At 49.3% G+C, this 19,395-nt stretch carries 16 protein-coding genes; 8 read left to right on the top strand and 8 right to left on the bottom strand.

Annotated elements, in window-relative coordinates; all coding sequences use genetic code 11:
- Positions 1 to 256: 256 nt before the first annotated feature.
- The 3 genes from AC58QC_RS26580 to AC58QC_RS26570 all read right to left on the bottom strand — a co-directional run bounded on the left by AC58QC_RS26580 (position 257) and on the right by AC58QC_RS26570 (position 4,083).
- On the bottom strand, positions 257 to 1,858 hold the full coding sequence (locus AC58QC_RS26580) for a catalase (protein WP_497418060.1): 1,602 nt from the start codon (positions 1,856 to 1,858) through the stop codon (positions 257 to 259).
- A 138-nt stretch (positions 1,859 to 1,996) separates the two neighbouring features.
- Positions 1,997 to 2,839 (bottom strand): aldo/keto reductase, encoded by an 843-nt coding sequence (locus tag AC58QC_RS26575; RefSeq protein ID WP_497418067.1) that lies wholly within the window; start codon positions 2,837 to 2,839, stop codon positions 1,997 to 1,999.
- A 20-nt stretch (positions 2,840 to 2,859) separates the two neighbouring features.
- Positions 2,860 to 4,083, bottom strand: a complete 1,224-nt coding sequence (locus AC58QC_RS26570) for an MFS transporter (protein ID WP_497418059.1) — start codon at positions 4,081 to 4,083, stop codon at positions 2,860 to 2,862.
- Between the two features lie 137 nt (positions 4,084 to 4,220).
- Here AC58QC_RS26570 and AC58QC_RS26565 point away from each other — a divergent pair, with 137 nt between their 5' ends.
- Positions 4,221 to 4,637 carry a winged helix-turn-helix transcriptional regulator gene (locus AC58QC_RS26565; RefSeq protein WP_497418058.1) on the top strand — a complete coding sequence of 139 codons (417 nt, stop codon included), beginning with the start codon at positions 4,221 to 4,223 and terminating at the stop codon, positions 4,635 to 4,637.
- Positions 4,634 to 5,002: a DUF4180 domain-containing protein gene (locus AC58QC_RS26560; protein ID WP_497418057.1), complete on the top strand. Its 369-nt coding sequence runs from the start codon at positions 4,634 to 4,636 to the stop codon at positions 5,000 to 5,002. The genes AC58QC_RS26565 and AC58QC_RS26560 overlap by 4 nt, the downstream gene beginning before the upstream one ends.
- 310 nt (positions 5,003 to 5,312) lie before the next feature.
- On the opposite strand, the gene AC58QC_RS26555 is transcribed toward AC58QC_RS26560, so the two are convergent.
- Complete coding sequence (locus tag AC58QC_RS26555; RefSeq protein ID WP_497418056.1) at positions 5,313 to 5,981, bottom strand: HAD family hydrolase; 669 nt, start codon at positions 5,979 to 5,981, stop codon at positions 5,313 to 5,315.
- A 4-nt stretch (positions 5,982 to 5,985) separates the two neighbouring features.
- Positions 5,986 to 6,558, bottom strand: a complete 573-nt coding sequence (locus tag AC58QC_RS26550) for a beta-class carbonic anhydrase (RefSeq protein ID WP_497418055.1) — start codon at positions 6,556 to 6,558, stop codon at positions 5,986 to 5,988.
- A gap of 156 nt (positions 6,559 to 6,714) precedes the next feature.
- On the opposite strand from AC58QC_RS26550, the gene AC58QC_RS26545 reads away from it, so the two are divergent.
- The 4 genes from AC58QC_RS26545 to AC58QC_RS26530 all read left to right on the top strand — a co-directional run bounded on the left by AC58QC_RS26545 (position 6,715) and on the right by AC58QC_RS26530 (position 11,600).
- Positions 6,715 to 8,499, top strand: a complete 1,785-nt coding sequence (locus tag AC58QC_RS26545; protein WP_497418054.1) for a methyl-accepting chemotaxis protein — start codon at positions 6,715 to 6,717, stop codon at positions 8,497 to 8,499.
- Between the two features lie 160 nt (positions 8,500 to 8,659).
- Positions 8,660 to 9,505, top strand: a complete 846-nt coding sequence (locus tag AC58QC_RS26540; RefSeq protein WP_497418053.1) for an ABC transporter ATP-binding protein — start codon at positions 8,660 to 8,662, stop codon at positions 9,503 to 9,505.
- Between the two features lie 180 nt (positions 9,506 to 9,685).
- On the top strand, positions 9,686 to 10,768 hold the full coding sequence (gene rlmN / locus AC58QC_RS26535; protein WP_497418052.1) for a dual-specificity RNA methyltransferase RlmN: 1,083 nt from the start codon (positions 9,686 to 9,688) through the stop codon (positions 10,766 to 10,768).
- 157 nt (positions 10,769 to 10,925) lie between these two features.
- Positions 10,926 to 11,600 (top strand): stalk domain-containing protein, encoded by a 675-nt coding sequence (locus AC58QC_RS26530; RefSeq protein ID WP_497418051.1) that lies wholly within the window; start codon positions 10,926 to 10,928, stop codon positions 11,598 to 11,600.
- Between the two features lie 62 nt (positions 11,601 to 11,662).
- On the opposite strand, the gene AC58QC_RS26525 is transcribed toward AC58QC_RS26530, so the two are convergent.
- From AC58QC_RS26525 to AC58QC_RS26515, 3 genes are all read right to left on the bottom strand, one after another.
- Entirely contained in the window at positions 11,663 to 12,163 is a 501-nt protein-coding gene (locus AC58QC_RS26525) for a hypothetical protein (protein ID WP_497418066.1), read from the bottom strand.
- A gap of 799 nt (positions 12,164 to 12,962) precedes the next feature.
- A complete protein-coding gene (gene thrC / locus AC58QC_RS26520; protein WP_497418050.1) occupies positions 12,963 to 14,351 on the bottom strand; it encodes a threonine synthase in 1,389 nt (462 codons plus the stop codon).
- Positions 14,352 to 14,503: 152 nt separating this feature from the next.
- Positions 14,504 to 15,532 (bottom strand): copper amine oxidase N-terminal domain-containing protein, encoded by a 1,029-nt coding sequence (locus AC58QC_RS26515; RefSeq protein ID WP_497418049.1) that lies wholly within the window; start codon positions 15,530 to 15,532, stop codon positions 14,504 to 14,506.
- Positions 15,533 to 15,715: 183 nt separating this feature from the next.
- On the opposite strand from AC58QC_RS26515, the gene AC58QC_RS26510 reads away from it, so the two are divergent.
- Together AC58QC_RS26510 and AC58QC_RS26505 are read left to right on the top strand one after the other, a co-directional pair.
- Entirely contained in the window at positions 15,716 to 17,461 is a 1,746-nt protein-coding gene (locus tag AC58QC_RS26510) for an ABC transporter ATP-binding protein (protein WP_497418048.1), read from the top strand.
- Between the two features lie 17 nt (positions 17,462 to 17,478).
- Positions 17,479 to 19,227 (top strand): ABC transporter ATP-binding protein, encoded by a 1,749-nt coding sequence (locus AC58QC_RS26505; RefSeq protein WP_497418047.1) that lies wholly within the window; start codon positions 17,479 to 17,481, stop codon positions 19,225 to 19,227.
- Positions 19,228 to 19,395: the final 168 nt, after the last annotated feature.

The following is a 19,395-nucleotide window of genomic DNA, read 5'->3' as shown; positions in this document are numbered from 1 at the left end:
TTGTTTAAATTCATCATTGTACCTTTGCCGTTGTTCACCCATGTGAACACCTCCTCGTTACGTCTATTATCTTAAATCTGTTAACGAGGTGTCCACTTATAATTCTAGTTGTACTTTTTCCAGCTAAGCTATCAAAGCAGACCAGTGCTCTCCCCAGTACGGTGGGTTCCCCGAACCAAGAGCACTCCCAATCGCCGCGCTTCGCGCAGCGGCGCCACACAACAAAAAAGGCACCCATCCCGGGTGCCTTTCCTAATTAATAGCCGTCCGTCCGCTGGCCGGCGCTCTCCGCAAGCTCAGCTCCCGCTTTCGCCGCGACGGAGCCCAAATGCTCCATCTCCACCTTCGCTTGGGCGAGCCCCTCAGACACCCGCCTTCCGTAATCCGGATCGGCGTTCGTAAAATACGTGATCATGTTCGCCTGAATCACGGGCTTACAGATCTTCAAAGCATCGACCAAATTCGCGATCAACTCCTCGCGCTCCCACTCTTCGAACTTGCGATACGTATCGCCCGCCTGCTGAAAATCATTGGTGCGGCTAATTTTCTCGCGAACTAGTCGGTCATTGTACATCGGCTGATGCTCTTTGCCTGAAGGAGCTGCCTCCTGTAAGCCGCCGAGCGAGGAGGGCTCGTAATTGACATGCGGGTTTTGCCCAGGGGCTTTGTCCACCATCAGCGTCATCTGCCCATCTCGCTGGTTCGTCGCGACAGGCGATTTCGGCGCATTGATCGGCAGCTGCAAATAATTGGTTCCCACGCGATACCGCTGTGTATCCGAGTAGGAGAACGTCCGACCCTGAAGCAGCTTATCGTCCGAGAAATCGAGGCCATCGACGAGTACCCCCGTCCCGAAAGCTGCCTGCTCCACCTCCGCAAAATAATTGTCAGGATTGCGATCCAGCACCATTTTGCCTACCGGTCGAAAAGGAATCTTCTCATGTTCCCACAACTTCGTCGGGTCGAGTGGATCGAAATCGAGCTCAGGGTGGTCGTCGTCGCTCAAAATCTGCACACACAACTCCCACTCTGGGTAATCTCCACGCGCAATGGCTTCGTATAAATCCTGCGTGGCATGGCTGATATTTTTACCCTGAATCGCCTCGGCTTCGGATTGTTTCAGATTTTTCATCCCTTGCTTCAGCGGCTCCCAGTGGTATTTCACGAGCACGGCATCCCCGTTCTGGTTCACCCACTTGTACGTATTGACGCCCGACCCCTGCATTTGTCGATAGTTGGCTGGAATGCCCCACGGCGAGAATAGGAAGGTAATCATATGCGTGGCTTCCGGCGTATTCGAGACGAAATCGAACATTTTCTCTGGGTTCTGCAGGTTCGTGACGGGGTCCGGCTTGAATGCGTGCACCATATCGGGGAATTTTAATGGATCGCGGATGAAAAAGATTTTCAAATTATTGCCGACTAAGTCCCAGTTGCCGTCCTCGGTATAAAATTTCGTCGCGAAGCCGCGCGGATCCCGCAACGTTTCTGGCGAGTACGTGCCGTGTACCACGGTCGAAAACCGAACAAAAACAGGGGTACGCTTCCCCTTCTCCTGAAAAAGCTTAGCCCGCGTATATGTAGAGACCGGCTCTTCGCCGACTTGTCCATACGCTTCAAAATACCCGTGAGCCCCGGCACCGCGCGCGTGCACGACACGCTCTGGAATTCGCTCCCGATCAAAATGGGAAATCTTCTCGATATAATGGTAATTTTCGAGCGTCGACGGGCCGCGATTGCCAATCGTGCGGATGTTCTGATTATCTGAAATCGGATGGCCTTGGCGGTTCGTTAAGGTCATATTGGTTTGATCGTTTACGTTATTCGGATCGGTCTTCTCTTTACTCATGTCGTTCATGCATCCTCCCATCTTTAGTTAGTAGTAACTTTTACCAGTTAGAGGGGAATTATTCCTAGCAAAAAGCCCTCAACCACTTTCTGAAGAAAGGGGGCGAGAACTTGTAAGATTTTGCGAGGGCTTCGTCACCATACGCGATTAAAAATCAAAATTATCCGGATCCGGGCCGACACGCAGATTCTGATTCATACTATTGATCGCCGCCATATCCTCGTCTGTTAGCTCAAAATCGAAGATCGATCCATTTTCGAGAATCCGATGCTCCTTCGTAGACTTCGGAATCGTGACGATGCCACGTTGGAAATCCCACCGCAGAATGACTTGGGCAATGGATTTGCCATAACGTTCAGCTAGCGCCTTCAGCGTAGGATTATCCAAAAGTTGACCTTGCATCAACGGGGACCAAGCCTCTAATTGAATGCCATGCTCCTTGCAAAAGTCGTGTAAATTCGTTTGAGCGAGAAGGGGATGAAGCTCCACTTGGTTGACCATCGGTTTAATCGTGGCGGTGCCCATCACGTCCTCCAAATGCTGAATTTGGAAGTTGCTCACGCCAATCGCTTTAACGCGCCCTTCTTGATAGAGCGTCTCTAGCGCTCGCCACGCCTCCACGTATTTGCCCTGAACAGGCCAATGAATGAGGTACAGATCCAGATAGTCCAAGCCTAGCTTCTCTAAGCTTGCTTCATAGGCAGCTAGCGTAGCTTCATAGCCGAGATCGGCATTCCATACTTTTGAGGTAACAAAAAGCTCATCTCTAGTTAGGCCATAGGCCGCCATACCTTCGCGAATCCCTTGTCCCACGCTGCTTTCATTGCCGTAAATCGCCGCGGTATCGATACTGCGATAGCCGATTTTCATGGCTGCTTTCACAGCTTGCACGACCTCCGGGCCGTCCTCCACCTTAAATACACCAAGCCCCAGCCACGGCATAGATATGCCTTTATTAAGTGTAGTTGCAGCTTGTAGGTTGTTATTCATCGTGTTTTGTACATGGTTTTTCATTGTGGTATTCCTCCTAAAATGGTTGGTTGTGCTCGTTGTAATTGCTCTGATTTTTCGAGACTTCGACTCCAAAGGGTGAGTAGAACGGCACCAAAAACCATCAATCCACCTACCCATGTGGTGTGAATAAGTCCGATGGAGTCGGTAATGACACCGCCTAGGAAGGCTCCGCCAGCGATACCAGCGTTGAAAGCTGCAATGTTGAAGGCAGATGCGACATCTTTAGCTTCTGGGGCAAATCGCTCCGCCAGCTGAACGACATAAATTTGAAGTCCAGGTACGTTCATAAAAGCAAGTAATCCCATGAAAAAGATGGTGATTAAGCCCGCGACTTTAAATGGCGCTGTGAACATAAAGAGAAACAGCACAAGGGACTGTAAAAAGAACATAATAAGCAGCGCTTTACTCGCGTTGCGGTTCGCGGCGCGTCCTCCGATGATGTTACCAATTGCAATGGCAACGCCATACAGCAGCAGAATCAGCGCTACCGTATGCTCTTGAAATCCTGTAATCTCGTGTAATAACGGAGATAAATACGTGAACACCACGAACGTTCCACCGTAGCCTAAGGCTGTAATCGAGAAGGCGAGCAGCAGACGTCCGTTCGTAACCAGCTTCAGCTGTGTGCCTAGCCATGTTCGCGTGCCTTTACGCAAATTGGCTGACACCAAGATAAGGTTTGCGATGAGAGCCAGCACGCCGACCGCGACAATAGCGAAGAACGCAGCGCGCCAGCCTAGCTGCTGACCTAAGTAAGTGCCGATCGGCACACCGGTCACGGTGGCGACCGTAAGTCCCGAGAACATGAGCGCAATCGCGCTGGCTCTGCGGTTCTCGGGCACGAGATCGGCGGCGATGGTCGAGCCAATCGACATGAAGATGCCATGCGCCAGCGAAGATACAACGCGAGCGATTAATAGAACGACGATGCCGCTTGCAGTAGCAGCTAACAGATTACCTCCGATAAACACAAGCATGATCCAGAGCAGCAGTGTTTTGCGTGAGATGGTGGATGTCAGAGACGTTAAGATTGGCGCTCCAAAAGTAACGCCTAATGCGTATAAAGTGACGGTTAAGCCTGCGCCTGTGATCGATATATGAAGGTCTTCAGCAATGAGCGGAAGCAGTCCGACACTGATAAACTCGGTTGTGCCAATGGCAAAGGCGCTAACCGCAAGGGCAAGCAGCGCCAGCGTATTTCGATTGGTTTCTTGTTTCATAGCATTCACTCCAAACTTGTATGTCCCGGCCGGTAAGTGCTATTATCAAGCATTATAGTTAGATTGACCAGTACGTACTTATAAGTACGGTAGGTACTTTTTAGTGCCTATAGGTAGAATGGGAGGAGAACAGCCGCATGGGAAAAAAAATGTACAATATTTCCGTCGAAGCCACCCTCGAAGTCATTGGAGGGAAGTGGAAATGTGTGATTCTCTGCCATTTAACCCACGGTAAACGGAGAACGAGTGATCTCAAGCGGCTCATGCCGAGGATCACACAAAAAATGCTGACACAACAGCTCAGAGAGCTTGAGGATGATGGGATCGTGAAGCGGATTGTGTATAATCAAGTGCCGCCGAAGGTGGAGTATGAGCTCAGCGAATATGGGGCAAGTTTGAAGCCGATTTTGGACTCGCTTTGTATGTGGGGGGAGATGCATATCATCAAAGAATATGGAGATAAATTCGCTGTCCTTGAGGAAAATGTACTGAATAGACGGGACGAAGAGGTCCTAGTTCACGAGCTTATGGAGAAAGAGGTAGAAATGACATGAATACAACGATCAATCAGAAGGACGATTCCCAGGTAGCCATCGTGGAGAGCACGGATATTCTTATCAGCAGCGGCCAAGATGCGCTAGATTTGATGGCAACAGTCCGATACTTGTCGGGATGCGACAAGTTCATCATTAACCAGTGGAATTTGACCGAGGATTTCTTCGAGCTCAAAACAAAGCTCGCGGGCGATGTTTTCCAGAAATATACGAACTATCACATGAAAATGGCCATCGTCGGCGATTTCGATCAATACAACAGCAAAAGCCTCCGCGACTTCATCTACGAATGCAACCAAGGCAAGCAATTCTTCTTCGTCAAAGACGAGCAGGCCGGATTGGATGCGCTGCATGCTGTGAAGTAGGGTAGCCGCTTAAGGTGCAATACTTAGCACCGGCACCGATTGTACCCACTTGCTCCGCGGCAACGAATAACTGGAAAAACTACAATTAATTCAGCGGAATTATCGCTGTACCATTTCCATCTATTCTGGGCAGCGGGCGCGCGAAAGTGTGCGTTTATGGCGGGGGGGAGCAGTGTACTTCTGCGCCACGCTGCCGCAAGTGCCCCCAACCAATCAAAAAAAAGCAGCGTAGGGATTACCCCCACGCTACCTTTTTATCGCCCAAACTGGCCGGGCCGAACTTTTTTCACATCAAACATGCTAAAACCGCTTACTTTCCCCCGACCGCCTCCAGCAAAGCTCCCAGCGATAGCTCCTCCAAAGATCCCACCGTACGCGGCTCTCCGTCAAAGGTGAGATACTTCGTCACCGGGTTGGGCACGACGATGTAGTGCATGCCTGCGGCTGCCGCCGCGCGAGCACCGTTAGGCGAATCCTCAATCGCTATCGCCTCATGCGACTGTACACCCAGATCCTTTAGTGCGAGCTCATACAGCTCGGGGTGTGGCTTCACTAATGCAACGTCTTCTGCGGTGCGAATCGTCTCAAAATAATGGCCGATCCCCAGCTGTGCCAGATATTTATCGATCCAAGCTCGCTTGGAGCTGGAGGCTAAACCAATGCGCAGGCCTAATGCTTTGGCCCCCGCTAAATAATCAAGAATACCTGGACGAATGCCTTCCTGCACCATCATCTCGGTATGTCGATCGTGTACACCTTGTCGAAATGCTGCCCGATCCAAGGGAATCTTCATCTCCGTGATCAGATATTCATAGGGATCAAACACATGCAAGGATGTTCCAATGCACTTCCCGTACATGTCCAAAGAAAGTTCCACCTCATGCTCGAGATAAGCCTCCCGAAATGCCTCATACCAAGCGGTTTCCGTATCCAGAATCGTGCCATCAAAATCAAAGATAAGCGCTCGAATCGCGGGCATCGTCCTACAACTCCTTTTCTCTGTAATCCTCGACAATCACCTCAATAGCTCCCGTTTCCGGGTCCATCACAAAGCCATGTACAGGAATTTGCTCCGGGAAAAGTGGATGTCTGCGGATCATTTTCACGCTGTGCATGACGCCTTTCTCGGCACTGTCGAAGCCACGGAAAAATTTCTCCATATGTATCCCCGAATTTTCTAATGTTTCAATAGCGATAGGGTCAATGCCGAAATCGGTGAATTTTTGCACCATGCGAGAGGGATCAATTTCCGTCATACCGCAGCCTTGATGCCCAATCACGATGACTTCACGAGCCCCTAATTCATACACAGCGACCAAAATGCTGCGCATCGCACTACCGAAGGGCTGGGTCAGTATCGCACCAGCGTTTTTGATGAATTTGGCATCGCCATTTTTAAAGCCAAGTGCTTTCGGAAGCAACTCGCTTAGCCGCGTGTCCATACAGGTTAGGACGGCTACTTGTTTATCGGGAAATTTATCAGTTAGATAATCCACATACCGCTTTTCCTCTACAAAAGTTCGGTTGTGAGCCAATAAGCTAGGGACGATAGACATTATAGTACCTCCTCATTGAAATGGTTGGTCGTAACAAATTCAAAATAAAAATGGGAAGGGTTTCTAAAAAAATTGTCGAAATCTAGAAGACTAGCCTGTAAGACCTATAATTGCTAACTGCTGATCTGTACAACTCCGGAGGTGTTTTTTTTAATCATGTCACAAGCTAAACCACAAGGCAAGCATGCATCTGTAAGGTTTTTTCGATCACTTTCTTTCAAAATTTCTGTCTGGACAGCCGCGTGCTATATTCTTCTTTGCGTGCTGCTCACCTTCGTTTCGTATCAACAGCATCAACAGCAAATGTCAGATAACTTGAGTGTGCTTGAAGGTGTTTTCCATGCGCCACTTATACAGAAAATAGATTTTATTGAGAAAGCAAAAACAGAGCTAAAGAAAAATCAGGAAGCTTACAAATATGAGCCTGCTGTCATGAATGTTCAGGAAGATATGGACCGCGTTTCACAAGGGGAATTGGTGGAGAACGCGTACTTATTTTACCCAGAATGGACAACGTCGGAGGGGGAACCTGCCCTTTTAAATCTTTTATCTAATGCGGAGCTCTATGCGGACGAGAAGCCGGCTGAGCCTTATGTACCAGTGCCTGAGCTTAGAGCTGCGTTAGAGGAAGCGGAGAAAACTGGCTTTGGCATCACGGGCACCTACCAAGATTCACTGGGAACCTGGGTGAGTGCAGTAAGCGCGATTCGTGATAAAGAAGGCAAACTTGTTGCTTTCGCAGGGCTGGATTTCGATTACGGTGTTATTCAAGCTCAGATGAATACATATACCATGCAATCCGTATGGGTCGGGTTAATCGCCATAGTGATCGGAACCCTCTTCATCATCTTCATAGTACGCTTGTATCTGCGTCAGATTAACCCATTGGTTAAGCTTGCACAGGCTGCAGCAGCTGGAGATTTATCGGATTCTGCGCTTACGAAAAGCAAAAGCAATGATGAATTGGGTGTATTGGGCAATCATTTGAAGGATATGGTCGGGAACTTGCGTGGGCTCATTGTTCAGATTGCTCAGGCCGCGCAACATGTTTCAGCGGCATCGGAATCACTTCAAACAGGTGCTCAGCAGACGAGTCAATCCACTGCCTCTGTCTCCGATATGATGGGGCAGCTTGCTTCGCACTCGGAGCAGCAGCGTCAGGGTACGGAAGAAAGCAGCCATGCCATGAATGAAATGGCGGTCGGGATTCAGCGCGTAGCGGAATCAGCAGGACATGCTACGGACATTTCTGGCCATGCTCGCACCCATACAAGCGAAGGCAATGCGCGGATGGGGCAAAGCATGCTGCAAATTACGGAAGCGCTGCGTTCCGTACAGCAGGCTGTACAAGCGATTCAGAGCTTGAAGTCGATGTCCGAGGAAATCGGAGAGATCACCGTTCTCATCACGCATGTAACGAGACAAACGAATTTGCTTGCGCTGAATGCCTCGATTGAGGCAGCCCGAGCAGGCGAGCACGGTAAAGGCTTCGTTGTCGTTTCTACGGAAATCCGCAAGCTTGCGGATCAGTCTCGACTGGCGACAGAGCGTATTGCCGAACTCGTCGAGCGAGTTCAACACGAGACAGGAGCCGCTGTTATCGCAATGGATCGCGGTCTTGGGGAAGTGGAGGCGATGCAAGCTGTCGTTGAGCAAACGGACGGTACCTTCAAGGATCTCTCTAATACAGTTCAGGAAGTTGTCGATCAAATGACGGATGTATCCGCCGTATCGGAGCAAATGTCAGCAAGCTCGGAGGAAGTGCTGGCCGGAATCGTGGAGATGGCGGAGCTAACTCGGATGACAACGGAGCTTACACAAGCCGTTGCAGCCGCAACGGAGCGTCAGTTGACGACGATTTCGGAGGTTTCTAGGACCGCTAACGAATTAAGCGGCATGTCGAATGAGCTTCAATTGGCTATAGCTCGGTTTAAGGTGTAGTGGTCAGCACACATGGAAGAAGTAGGATGCCTGAGGGCATCCTTTTTTCATTGGAAAAACCTTGACATTTCCATTGATAATGATTATCATTTCTATTTAATGGAGAGAATTTATACAAACATTTAACCCTATAGACATATTGGAAAAGGGGATGTTCCTCATGGCAATAGCGACGAGAATATATACCGAACAGCTGCATGTTTCTTACGATAAATTGAAAATCATCAACGATTTGAGCATTGAGATTCCAACGGGCAAAATTACCGCTTTAGTTGGTGCGAATGGTTCGGGGAAATCGACAATTTTGAAGGCGATGTCGCGACTATTGAAGCCGACGGAAGGTACTGTATTCCTAGATGGACATTCCATTCATCATCAATCGACGAAGGAAATTGCGAAGAAATTAGCAATTTTGCCGCAATCACCATCCGCTCCGGAAGGCATTACAGCCGAAGAATTAGTGGGATATGGCCGTTTCCCGCATCAGCGTGGCTTCCAGAAGATGTCCAGCGCCGATCGCGAGATTATCAACTGGGCGTTCGAAGTAACAGGGATGACACCGTTCAAGGATCGTCCGATTGATCATTTGTCAGGTGGGCAGCGTCAACGGGTATGGATCGCCATGGCGTTAGCACAGCAAACGGATATGCTGTTCTTGGATGAGCCGACGACCTATTTGGATATGGCACATCAGCTTGAAGTACTTTGTTTGCTCAAAGAAATTAACGAACGCCACCAAACGACGATCGTGATGGTTGTGCATGATTTGAATCATGCGACGCGTTATGCGGATCATTTGATCGCGATTAAATCAGGGAATGTCGTCTATGAAGGGGCACCGATGGATATTGTGACACCGAAGATGCTGCTTGATGTGTTCGCCATTCATGCGGATGTTATCGTGGATAAACGAGCTGGCGTGCCGCTCTGTATCCCTTATGGTTTGGTGTCTGATGATGAAGCCGTGGCCAAAGAGGAACGCAAAGTAGTAGTAACTAGCGCATAATTGGCTTCGATGAGCCTGTGAAAGAGGTGCCCCCGGATTCGGAGGTGCCTTTTCTTTGTGAAATGAGGGTCTTCCCTTGTGTTCAGGGAGGATTTTTGGCACAATACTAACTATATGGTACGCTTCGGCTGCTTAGAAGAATTGGACTGCACGTGATAGTCTCGAAAAGAGGATAACGGAATGAAACTTTCATCCATTTATGGATTAACTTTTGATCAATTGGTCGCTTGGCTGGCCGAGAAAGGCTACAAAAAGTCGCGCGCCCTACAAGTATGGGACTGGCTGTATCGTAAGCGGGTCGCTACATTTGCGGAGATGACGGATGTGAAAGCAGATTGCTTAGCAACGTTAAGTGAGCATTTCGCCATTCAGACCTTGAATGAACATACACGACAGGAATCGGCTGACGGCACGATGAAATTTCTGTTCAAGCTGTCGGACGGTAATTTGATTGAAACGGTACTGATGCGGCATAAATTTGGCTTATCCGTCTGTGTGACCACGCAAGTGGGCTGTAACATTGGATGCAGCTTCTGTGCGAGCGGTTTGTTAGCCAAAAGCCGTGATTTGTCCGCAGCGGAAATCGTGGAACAAATTATGAAGGTCCAATTTCATTTGGACCAAGTGGGGAAAGAAGAGCGCGTCAGCCATATTGTGGTGATGGGGATCGGCGAGCCGTTCGATAACTTCGTGAACATGGTCGATTTCATCCGCGTCGTGAAGGATCAGAAGGGCTTGGATATCGCAGCACGCCATATTACCGTTTCTACTAGCGGGCTAGCACCTAAGATTAAAGAATTTGCCGACTCGGATCTGAAAGTGAATCTAGCGATTTCCTTGCATGCGCCGACGAACGAGCTTCGTACACGCATCATGAAGATCAACAAAGCGATCCCGATTGAGACGTTGATGGAAGCGATCGAGTACTATTTGGAGAAAACGAATCGTCGAATTACGCTTGAGTACATTTTGCTTAAAGACGTGAACGATGGCAGAGAGCATGCACTTCAACTGGCTGAGTTGATTCAGCATATCCGCCAGCTTGCGAATGTGAACCTGATTCCGTACAATCCGGTGGATGAGCATAGCCAATATCAGCGAAGTGAGCGTGAATCGGTGCGTGCCTTCTACGATACGCTCAAGAAGCAAGGCATCTCCTGCAGTGTGCGTTTGGAGCATGGTACGGACATTGATGCGGCTTGTGGACAACTACGAAGCAAACAAATCAAACAATCCACAGGGGATAACGTTGTGGCGGGTTAATACTACGGTCTGTGGATGAATGATATTCACAGGCTTTTTTGTATACTTGGGATGCCTGATCTGGACAACCTCCGCATATAATGAATTAGCGCAGCAAACTTCGTCAGCACGATGCGCATCTTGCTTTTCAAGTTCAGGAGAAGGGCAGTGGTCACTTTTGAAGACATGGATCCTCGGTTTGATCTGCGGTGCTGCTTTAACAGGTGTAACAGTGGTCTCTGCGTCGGATACGCTTCATACAGACAGGCAAGTGATGGTAAATGGAAAATTGCTCGATGCCCAAGTTCAAGTTACGGAAGACGGGACGACAATGACCTCTGCGCGGGCTATTGCGGAGTCGCTTGGTGCTAAAGTGACTTGGAACGAACCCTTGAACACGGTTGATATTCATAGTACGGAAGGCAAAGGCAAAATGACAATCGATGATAACCAAATGCAGTACGCCAATTATGTGTCCTTACTGCTTCACGGTAGATATAGCTTGAAGGTTGAGATGATAGGAGAGAACCTCGGTGCTCATTCAGACACGACGGTTGTGTTTTCAGATGGATATGTGGATGTGCCGGAAAATACGGATTTTCAGAAGTTGTTTCTTTTACTGCTGGCAGATCAAATGGGGGATTTACCTAACAAGCAAATCGAGTTCTGGTCGAATAAGGAGCTTGCCCAAGCTTATGTATCTGGGAATTATCAAAATGATGGGATAGAAGGATGGACGGGGCTGAACGCTCGGTTTGGCTTGTTAACGAATGAAGGCGGGGTCTCATCGCTTTCGCATATATTAAGCATACATGAGCGTGATAACATCTCAATTGGCAAATATAAGCGTTAATAAAATTGCAAAAGCCGTCCTAGCAGCTACACCGCGGGACGGCTTTTGACCTTACATGGCAATTAGTTGCGATTCCGGAAGATCATCATCAGGCCACCGACAACGATGAGCCCGATCGCGATGATCGAATTGTTATGGAAGATCGTTCCGAAGAGGGAACCGATGGAGAAAATCGCGAAGAACAGCAGCGACATCACAGTTAGAATGTTAATCGGAATCAGCAAATACCTGTTGCGGTCGCCGAACCAATACAGTTCGAACAAGCCAACGGCAACCGCCAGCATGAAGCCTGGCCACATGAGGTGCCAGATATCGAACAAGGTAGAGATCTGACACACGATACCCACAGTTAAAAGGATACCTCCGGGAACAAGTACGCCTACACCCCGACGTTGCAGGATGAAGAAGTACAGCCAATGGAAGAAGACACCGACGGGGATGACGAACAGCGTCGGCCAGAAGTATTCAAAGATGGTACCCGAGCTAAAGGCCACATCACCCTTAAGAAACATAAAAACACCTAGTAAAATCAGGATCGGGCCGAGAAAAGCGCTTCGATTCATATTCATATTCAGTTTGTTCACTCCTACTGTGTTGGATTCATTACACTAAGAATACCACGATAGGGTACAAGTGTCTTCCGACTATAGGGAAGGACGAAGATCGGTCTGAGGACTGATTTGTCGTTAGGGATATAGGTGTAGATGTAGTTGTTCCAGTTAATCCATGTCCAACTACTCAAGTTCCTGAAGTGTGCTAGTTGTGTGCTTGGCGGGGAACGGAGAGCTTTCAGGTGGAATAGTAGGAGCCAGGAATGACCCCACCCATACGCAAAAAGAGGCTATCTCAAATGTAACTATTTGTGGAATGCGAGTCAGTTTCAACCGGTTGAAAACTGCAGGCCGCTATCATACTTGAGTTAGTCGATTAATCAGACTAACTCCCTGCAACGAGGCTCTATTCACTATGAGTTAGTCGATTATTTCGACTAACTCCCTGCGACGGGGCTCTGTTCACTATGAGTTAATCGGTTTTTTCGACTAACTCCCTGCAACGAGTCTCTATTCACTGTGAATTAGTCGATTATTTCGACTAACTCCCTGCAACGAGTCTCTATTCACTGTGAGTTAGTCGATTATTTCGACTAACTCCCTGCGACGGGGCTCTATTCTCTATGAGTTAATCGGTTTTTTCGACCCAAAGTAAGTCTGGTGATCGGGTGCTTTCGCCTGCACAATCATCTACTAAAGAATGCGGCGTGGAGGCCAAAGCAAAGGAGCTAAGCGCGCTTAAGCCGCTTAGCTCCTTATTTTCGGGACAGCCTCTTCTAAACAGCGGGGCAGAAGCCCCCAATAACCCCTACTAAAAAAACTTCACGAGCTCATCCTTGATCGCGTCGTTCGAACCGCCAACCACCTTCTGGAACTGTGGTTTGTCGAACAGAGCTTGGATTTGCTCCGGATACGTTTGAGCAATACCGCGCAAGCGAATCGACTCATCGAACTTCGCCGGATGCGCGGTGGACAAGGACACCGTTACCTCGCCTGGAACGGCGAGCTTATCGGCAGCTGCGACACCGCACGCTGTGTGCGGATCGAGCAGGTACTCGTATTTCGCGTGGTAGGCGCTGATCGTGTCAAGACACTCCTCGTTCTTGACGCCATAGGTGGCGAAATCAGCCTGCACCGCTTGCAGCTTGTCGGCAGGGATAACCACGCGGCCTTCAGCCTTGAACTGCTCCATGATCGTATTAACGGCCGCAGCGTCTTCGCCATACAGATAGAACAAGTAGCGCTCGAAATTGCTCGCGACTTGAATGTCCATGGACGGGCTGTACGTGCCGCGGAACTCGCCCGGTTGATACACGCCTTCTTGCACGAAGCGCTCAAGGATATTGTTTTCATTCGTAGCAAGAATAAGCTTATTGATCGGAAGCCCCATTTTCTGAGCCAGGTAGCCAGCAAAAATATCGCCAAAGTTCCCCGTCGGCACGCTGAAATTCACCTTCGATGCCTGTTGCTCCTGTGGTAGTTGGAAGTAAGCATAGAAATAATACACCGTTTGCGCCAAAATACGGGCAATGTTGATGGAGTTAATCGCGCGCAAGTGGTAGCGGTGTTTGAACTCTACATCAGCAAAAAGCTCTTTGATAATGCGTTGGCAATCATCGAAGGTACCTTCAACGGAAAGATTCAATACATTCGCATCATTGACAGTTGTCATTTGCAGCTCTTGTACCTTGCTGACCTTCTGATGTGGATGCAGGATACAGATCCGAATGCCTTCTTTGCCGCGAACGCCTTCGATCGCAGAAGCACCAGTATCACCCGAGGTAGCTCCGAGGATGTGGATAATGGAATTCGTTTTGCGTGAAACATACGAATAGAGATTGCCAAGGAATTGCAGCGCAATATCCTTGAATGCAAACGTAGGCCCGTGGAACAATTCGAGTACATACGTGTCATCGCTTAGGCGCTTAACCGGCGTAACCGCTTCGTCACGGAACGTTGCATAGCTTTCATCAACGAGCTGCTTCAACTCATCGCGAGGAATTTCGTTGTTCACATAGAGCGAGAAGATTTCTAGAGCCAGCTCTGAATAGGAGAGCTTCGACCAGCTTTGAAGCGTGTCAGCGGATAGCTGCGGGATGTTTTTCGGCACAAGTAGACCGCCGTCATTGGCCAATCCCATCAGGATCGCATCGATAAAGCCGATGGGTTCTACTTTGCCGCGAGTGCTAATGTATTCCATATGAGTCCCCTTATACGATTGAATTTTCAGTTATTGTATCAAAAAACAGAACATTTGGACAGTGTACATCCTTCATGGATAAGCCTCTTTTAAAAACAAAGAAACCTTCCCTGTAAGGGAAGGTTCCACGAAGGTTCCAACAAGCAAGTATGCTATTCTTTCTCTTCTACTACAACGATTTTCCAAGCGCTGCTGATAGGCGGCAAGCTTTTCGTCATCATCGGGCCGTAGAACCCGACAATGTTCGCGCCTTTAACAAGGGCGGATTTGTCCACAGGATTACCTTTGCCATCCACGATGGCTGTATCAGCGCCAACTGTAAGAACAACCTCACCTGGAGCATCTTCGGTAAGTCCTTCACCTTTAACCAGAAGGCTGCCATCTTCGCGCACCGCTTCAATCACACCAGCTGTCCCTAACGTACCCTTATGCATCGCTGTGTCTAGCACCGTGATGTTGGAAGCGGACGTTTGCGGCGGCAAGCTCATCGTCATGGCCATGGAATGCTCCGCAGTAATCGTCAAGCCAACGTGCAGATCAGCGAGGCTTAGTTTGGAACCGTCAAGCATTTGGTAGGTCGTTTCTGGGCTCACATGGAGAATGATACCTCCCATACCTGCGTCTTGAATGTGAATCGCTGCTTTATCGCCTGTCGTACGGATAGAAGTAATGACACCAGTCGATTGCACCTTCTTGGCCTCCTCTTTCATCGAGATCGCAACGGAATTCCCTTGAGAAGCGATTGTACCGTGCAAAATTTTATTAATGAAGGAAGCAGGCACATACAGCTTGCTGTCCACCAATTCAGGTGCCGTGCCGAGCTGAGTTAGCATTTTATTAATCGTATAGCGATCTTCACCTGTTTTCACCGTTGTAAACACATTCCCCTTAGTCAAATCTACGGAATAGGTAGCTGGATTCCAGGTGAGGGTGAAGCCGAGGCTTACGGTTACAGCACGAAGAGGTATCATTGGCTCAGTTGCACCGGATTTTAAATATCCACTCTCTGTTGTTTCTCCGTTAACTTGAACGGTAACATCGAGCTGGGTCTTTATAGGCTGAATTTGCTTCGCGTGCATATCGGGAACGACGGCTTCTGTAGTAGCTGCATAAGCCGCTCCTGTTGTCAGCATGCTGGATAGGGAGAGGATCGCTAGTGTTTTTTTCATAATCGGTTTCATCGTTGGTAAGTTCCTTCCTGTATGTAAAATATGGTAGATATTCTGCTCTCTCTAACGATCGTGTCTGTGAGAATGTTGCAGACGAGCCGAAAGTTTCATTTTAAACAACATCGGGTGTGGACTTCACTTGGTTGAAACTATAGAATCAATGTGAATGACTGGAAATTGAAAAAAGGGGTGGGAATGTTGTCTTTTGTTATGAAGCTGCGATGGTTTTTTAAGGAAAGATGGAAGTACTATGTACTCGCGATCTCTCTAATGATCGGTGTGAATTTATTAGCGACCATTCCGCCTAAAATGATAGGGAACACGATTGACCATATTCGTTATGGCAATTTAACAGCTTCCGGGCTCAACCAGACGGTGCTTTTGCTCGTTCTACTTTCACTGCTCCTTTATGTGATGTCGTATTTATGGATCACGAACTTATTCGGCAACTCTGCCTTGGTGGAGAAGGTGCTTCGGGGTCGGTTATTAGCCCATTTGACGAAAATGTCACCAGCGTTTTTCCAACGCAACTCGACGGGGCAACTGATGGCTTTGGCAACGAATGATGTTTTGGCCATTGGTCAAACGTCTGGCTACGGAGTCATGACACTCGTCCATACACTTGTCGGTGCGTCGGTCGTCATCATAACGATGGTGTCGCTCATCTCCTTCAAATTAATGCTTGCGGCGTTGATTCCGCTGCCGTTTCTTGCCGTTGTCATTAATCTGCTAGGCAAAAAGGTGAGAGTACGCTTCCTTGCAGCTCAGGCCTCCTTTGGTGTCATGAATGATCATGCGCTGGAATCGATCTCAGGCATCCGAGTAATTCGCTCCTACGTGCAAGAAACGCAGGATTTGAAAGCATTCGATGACGTCACCTCCGATGTGATGCACAAAAACCGCCGCGTTTCGATGCTTAATGCGCTATTTCAGCCGCTAACCTCGTTGATCGTTGGCTTAAGCTACTCAATTGGCATCGGATATGGCTCCTATTTGATGTTTCATGATGAAATCACGCTCGGTCAGCTGATTTCGTTCAATATTTACCTCGGTATGCTGATCTGGCCGATGATTTCCTTCGGTGAGTTTATTAACGTCCTGCAGCGCGGGAGCGCTTCGGCGGATCGCCTAGATAAGGCGCTGTCCCAGAAGGCGGATCTAGTTGATGCGGAAGCGCCAATTCCAGTAGCAATTCCTGAGCGTATTGAGATGAAGGGGTTAACCTTCACCTACCCAACAGCCAACCATCCGAGTCTCGTCGATGTCTCTTTCCAGCTAGAGCGAGGACAAACCATCGGCATTGTTGGCCGAACCGGCAGTGGCAAAAGCACGCTGCTCAAGCAACTGCTCCGCCAATATAAGATCGAGCCAGGCAAGCTGCTTATTTCGGATGTGCCGATCGAGCAAATCACGATGGATCAAATAAAGCGTTGGGTCGCTTATGTGCCGCAGGAGCATCTACTGTTGTCCAAATCGATCCGCGACAATGTCGCGCTAGGCAAGCATACGGCTTCGCCGGAAGAGATCGCGCACGCCGTGGAGATGGCCTCTTTTACCCAAGATATCGCTCAAATGCCAGAAGGCTTAGCGACCATTGTCGGTGAGAACGGCGTTATGCTATCCGGTGGACAGAAGCAGCGTCTAGCGATTGCGCGGGCATTGCTGATCGATTCGGAAATTTTGCTGTTGGATGACTCCCTCTCAGCGGTAGATGCGCGGACAGAAAGTCGCATTCTTCAGCATATCCGCCAGGAACGCGCGGGCCGCACGACGCTGATTTCCACACATCGCTTGTCTGCTGTCAGCCATGCGAACTGGATTCTCGTCCTCGATGAGGGCAGGGTGATTGAAGAAGGCACACATGAAGAGCTCATGCTGTTCGGCGGCTGGTATCGTGAGCAGTGGGATCGCCAACAGATGGAAGCCAGTCTCGAAGATTGAGAAAGGAGGACGACGGATTGTCTAAACCGACTACGGCCAGACGACTTATTTCTTACGCCCTCGTCTACAAGTTCAGAATTCTCGGTGCGCTGCTCATTCTTTGCTGTTCAGTAGCTGCAGATCTGGGCGGGCCTTTTATAACCAAAACGATTATTGATCAGCATCTCTCGGGTGGTGCGCGCGAAATTGCACCCGTTCTCAAGCTGCTTGGCCTCTATATGGGTTTACTGTTAACCGCTGGTCTATGTAATTATTCGCAGGCTTACATTTTACAATCCACCGCACTGCAAATTATTAAAAACATGCGGATGGATCTCATGCAGCACATCCAGCGCATCTCGCTGCGATATTTCGACAACACTCCGATTGGGCAAGTCGTTTCGCGTATTGCGAATGATACAGAGGCGGTTCGTGACCTCTTCATGAGCTTCATGGCCACATTCGTTGTTAGCATGATGCAGCTCATTGGGATTTACATTGCGCTCTTCTTGTTGGATTGGCAGCTCGCGCTGTTTTGCTTGGTGCTGCCACCGATATTTGTCGTGATCATGATCATTCACCTCAAATACTCCAAAATCTTCATCACCATCATGCGCGCTAGACTTAGCGATATGAATGCGATGATTAATGAGTCCATCGTAGTGATGCCGATTATTCAGGCTTTTCGCCGTGAGAAGGTCACGCTGGACGAATTTGAAGTACTGAACAAGGATCGCTATGTGAATCAGCTGAAGCAGTTCCGTATTTATGCCCTATCCTCGCGAAATGTGGTGGGGACGATCGGCAGCTTGGTGACAGCAATGGTCATCTGGTATTTTGGCGGAAAATCCATGGAAAGCTTGATTTCCTTTGGGGTGTTCTACGCGTTTATTGATTATTTGGGGCGGATATTTCAGCCGATCATTGGGATTTTCGATCAGTTGACGAATGCGCAGCGGGCTTTTGTATCTGCCGAAAAAGTATTCACAATCCTTGACATGGATGGTCAAGAAGTCGAGAAGACCGACCATGTTAGCCGCCCAGAGGGCATCGTGAAGTTCGACAACGTCACCTTTGCTTATAAAGAAGGAGAGAACGTGCTCAAGCAGATTTCGTTCGAGGCGCGGAAAGGGGAAACGATCGCCCTAGTCGGGCATACCGGCTCAGGTAAAAGCTCCATCCTCAACCTGCTGCTCGGCTTCTACGAGCCGAATGAGGGCTTGATTACTATCGATGGTCAGGATATCCGGGGGATGTCGAAGCAGGCGCTGCGCAAGCATATGGGGATCGTGCTGCAAGATCCATTCCTGTTCGCGGGGGACATCAAGTTCAACGTGAGTCTTTACAATCAGGACATCTCGCTGGATCGAGTCAAAAAGGCGCTGCTGGATGTCGGTGCAGCTGGCTTTATCGAGCAGCTGCCGAACGGCTACGATGAACAGGTCGTAGAGCGGGGAAGCACACTGTCCTCCGGTCAGCGGCAGTTGATTTCGTTCGCGCGAGCGTTGGCGTTCGATCCGTCGATTCTGATCCTCGACGAGGCGACAGCCAGCATCGATAGTGAGACGGAAGGGCTCATCCAGCAAGCGCTGAAAGTGGTCAGCGAAGGGCGGACGACGCTCATCATCGCGCATCGGTTGTCCACGATCCGCGATGCGGATCAAATTCTTGTGCTGCACCGCGGCGAGATCGCCGAGCGGGGCAATCACGAGACGCTCATGGCGCTAGGCGGGCGCTACGCGAAAATGTACCAACTGCAGAAGGGTGCTTCGGCAGTTATAGGGTAAGGAAAAGGCGCTTCCTCAGGATGAGGAGGCGCCTTTTGTTGTAGGACGGGTCGGAATCTGGACTCGAAGGAATGACTGGTGTCGGGCCCCGGTTGTCGCAGCGGTCGCGGGTGCTCGGATCGAATGGGGCCATGAGAACCCCGGACCTAGATCGCCCCCGACTCAGAA

The organism is Paenibacillus sp. J22P51 (assembly GCF_059692215.1).
The sequence above is the reverse complement of the archived record's forward strand: the minus strand, read 5'-3'. Positions and strand labels throughout refer to the sequence as shown.